Raw genomic sequence first — 3,064 nt, forward strand, 5'->3', positions numbered from 1 at the left:
ATTTCGATGTTCCACTACCGCAATCACGGCGCGGCGGATGGCCGAGTGGTGGCGGGGTTGGTGGTGCCGGAGGATGAGCGGCATCTGGTGCCCCAGGCCCTGGCGGAAATTGGCTATCCGTATTGGGATGAAACCAGGAACCCTGCTTACAAGCTGTTTTTGGGGTGATGCGGCTACGAATGACGCCGAAGATCTGCAGGCCCAGCGCACCCTTGTGGGAGCGAGCTTGCTCGCGAAGACTTCAGTACAGCCACTAAACCTCCAGTGGCTGAAATGACTACTTCGTGAGCAAGGTGGAGCGCCACCCCCGTCACTCCCACAGGTTTTGAGTTTGCTGCACGTGCGGTGTCAGCACGCGGCACCTCGCCTGGGAAGTAGCAGCGCAGCTCACTGCGCCGGCGTTGACTCAACCGCTGGCGCAGCGCTCGGCTCGGTGGTCGTTGCCGGCGCAGGCGTTGTGGCAGGCGCGGCCTCCACAGGCGTCGCTGTTTCGGCCTTCAGCGGCTCCGGTTCGGCAGGTGCAGGCATTGGCTCGCTGCTCTGTTCGGCAGCGGGCGCAGGCTGAGTCGCAGGCGTTGCCAACGGCGCTGGCACAACGGGCGTCGTTGCAGCTGGCGCGGCAGCAGCAGGTGCAGCCGCCGGCTTCTGCTCGGTCAACGCCGCCGGTTTGCCCGGCACCGGCTCAGGCATGCCCAGGTCGGTCTTTGGCTTCTCTTCAATGTGCGCGGCTTTCTTCACTTCAGGCGGCAGGAAGTTTTCCACCAGCCCGAAGAAACGATCATAAAACTTGGACGATGCCACGGTTTCGCTGGCGACCTTGACCATCGAGTCGTCGGTCGAGCCAATCGGCATAGACACCGAGCCCAGCACGCCTACCCCCAGACTCGCGGAGTTGTTGACCTTCTTCAGCGCATAGCGATCCTGCAGCGCATTGGCGAACATGGTGGTCTTGTTGTCGGCACTGCCGTCCGGCGCACACACCACGTTGAAGCTGATCTCCATGTGGGTTTCGCCGGTCTGCTGGAAGCTTTTATGGCCGCTGATCACTTTGGGATCGCTGCTGGTGATGATGTAGCCCTGGCTCAGCAGTGCCCGCCGGGCCGCTTCGCAGGTGGCGGCATCCGACACCGGGTAGTTGCGGGAGAACGTCCCGGCATCGTCGAAATTCTCATGCTCATAGACCGTCGGTTTTTTCGACGAGCAGCCTGCGGCAGCCAGCAGGGTAATGACCCAGCATGCGGTACGAAAGCTCAGTAATTTAGGCATCAAACATCCTGGGGCAATTGGTCGACTGAAAGTGGACCGGAGAAAACGCCGGTAAGTCTGCAACAAGCCTGCCATGGGATCAACGCAGAGTTTGCAACCGTGTGGATACATCGAAAGGGTAACTGTGCACGGGGCCTGCACCCGTGGGCCTGTCAGGGAAGCGCGGGGTGCGCTGATCAGTCCGCAACAGGGTCGGAAAAATCGGCACGCCGGGCCTGGCATCGATCAGTCGACGGCCTCAGGCCCGGCATGCTCTGGGCTTCAGACCTCGCCGTGCACCAATTTCACGCCGAGGAATTCCAGCGCACGCCAGTAGCCGGGGTAAGTTTTGCCGACGCATTCCGGATCCTGAATCCGCACGCCCGCCACTTTCAAACCGGCCAGCGCGAAACACATGGCGATGCGATGGTCGGAGTGCGTGTTGATCAAGGCGTTGCTGCTGGTGCCCGCCAGACTCGGATCAGACGCAACGAGTAAGTCATCCTCTTCTACCGAGGCCAGCCCGGGCCGGACCTGATTCAGGCCATCGTGCAGCGCCTGAACGCGATCGCATTCCTTGACTCGCAGGTTAGCCAGATCGACGAAGCGCACCGGCGTCTCGTTGAAGGCTGCCAGCACCGCCAGCGTAGGAATCGCGTCCTGCATCTGTGAGCCATTGATGACCGCAGGCATCTTCGGAAACTGCGCGATCACTTCCATGGCCTTGGCGTCTGGCTGAGTGAACGCCTCCCCCGCCACTCCCAGGTCGATCTTGCCGCCCGTCAATGCCTCGGCAGCCCACAAATAGGTTGCGGCCGAGGCGTCGGGCTCGATCTGGTAATCGCAGGCGGTGTAACCCGTCGGCGCAACGCGCCACAACGCATCATCCAGCACCTCGACCTCGGCCCCGAACGCACGCATGCAGGCGATGGTCAGGTCGATGTAGCCACGGGCGCCGATCTCCTTGCCGGTCAGCGCCACTTCAATCGGCGCATCGCCACAGGCCGCCACCATCAACAGGGCGGAAACGTACTGACTCGACAGGCCGCCGTCGATTTCGAAGCGAGTGGCGGTGATCGAACCGGTCCCGTGCACCACCACCGGCGGACAACCGGTGGCGCTTTCCGCGTTCAAGCCGCCTTTGCGCAGTGCCTCCAGCAACGGGCCGATCGGGCGCTTCTGCATGTAGTGATCGCCGTCCAGCGTAACGCTGCCATTCACCGTGCACACGGCCGCTGTCAGAAACCGTACCGCCGTCCCGGCATTGCCGAGAAACAGCGCGTCTTGCGGCGCCTCAAGATGCCCGCTGCTGGTGACGACGAAACTGGTGTCGTCAGGCTCGTCGATGGTAACGCCCATCTGCCGCAGGGCATTGGACATGTGCCGGGTGTCGTCGCTTTTCAGTGCACCGCGCAAATGGCTGGTGCCTCTGGCGAGGGCAGCCAGGAGCAGCGCGCGGTTGGTGATGGACTTCGAGCCGGGCGGCGACACATGGCCCGTCAGCGGTACGCCCGGCGGGATGACAGTGATGGTTTGGTTCATGCCCATGGTCCAGCTCTCCAAATTCGAAATCAGGCACCGCACAGCGCCGCGTTTACAGCCGGCGATGATGGCATTTATCGCCGGGCTGTGCAGCATCCAGCGCGACAGGCGATGCTTTCGCCAAATCGCAGGCACAAAAAAAGCGATCCTGGGATCGCTTTCTCTGTTGCTTCAAGGCGTTCAAGGACCTCGAAGCTATGTATGGCGCAGCGGACGGGACTCGAACCCGCGACCCCCGGCGTGACAGGCCGGTATTCTAACCGACTGAACTACCGCT

2 protein-coding genes and 1 pseudogene are annotated in these 3,064 nt (G+C 62.3%); 1 reads left to right on the top strand and 2 read right to left on the bottom strand.

Translation table 11 applies throughout. The features are described 5' to 3' along the window. Nucleotides 1–168 (top strand): annotated as a pseudogene (locus tag AC07RO_RS27005) (threonine ammonia-lyase, biosynthetic); the annotation flags it as partial. 219 nt (nt 169–387) lie between these two features. Here AC07RO_RS27005 and AC07RO_RS27010 read toward each other — a convergent pair. After that, entirely contained in the window at nt 388–1,266 is an 879-nt protein-coding gene (locus tag AC07RO_RS27010) for a DUF2242 domain-containing protein (protein ID WP_495010080.1), read from the bottom strand. A 261-nt stretch (nt 1,267–1,527) separates the two neighbouring features. Next, entirely contained in the window at nt 1,528–2,793 is a 1,266-nt protein-coding gene (aroA, locus tag AC07RO_RS27015) for a 3-phosphoshikimate 1-carboxyvinyltransferase (protein WP_495087544.1), read from the bottom strand. Between the last annotated feature and the right edge of the window lie 271 nt (nt 2,794–3,064).

The organism is Pseudomonas sp. GW821-FHT07F05, assembly GCF_059418765.1.

Coding starts and splice junctions, on each gene's coding strand:
- AC07RO_RS27010 (WP_495010080.1), bottom strand. CDS start 1,266: ATGCCTAAATTACTGAGCTTTCGTACCGCATGCTGGGTCATTACCCTG.
- aroA (WP_495087544.1), bottom strand. CDS start 2,793: ATGGGCATGAACCAAACCATCACTGTCATCCCGCCGGGCGTACCGCTG.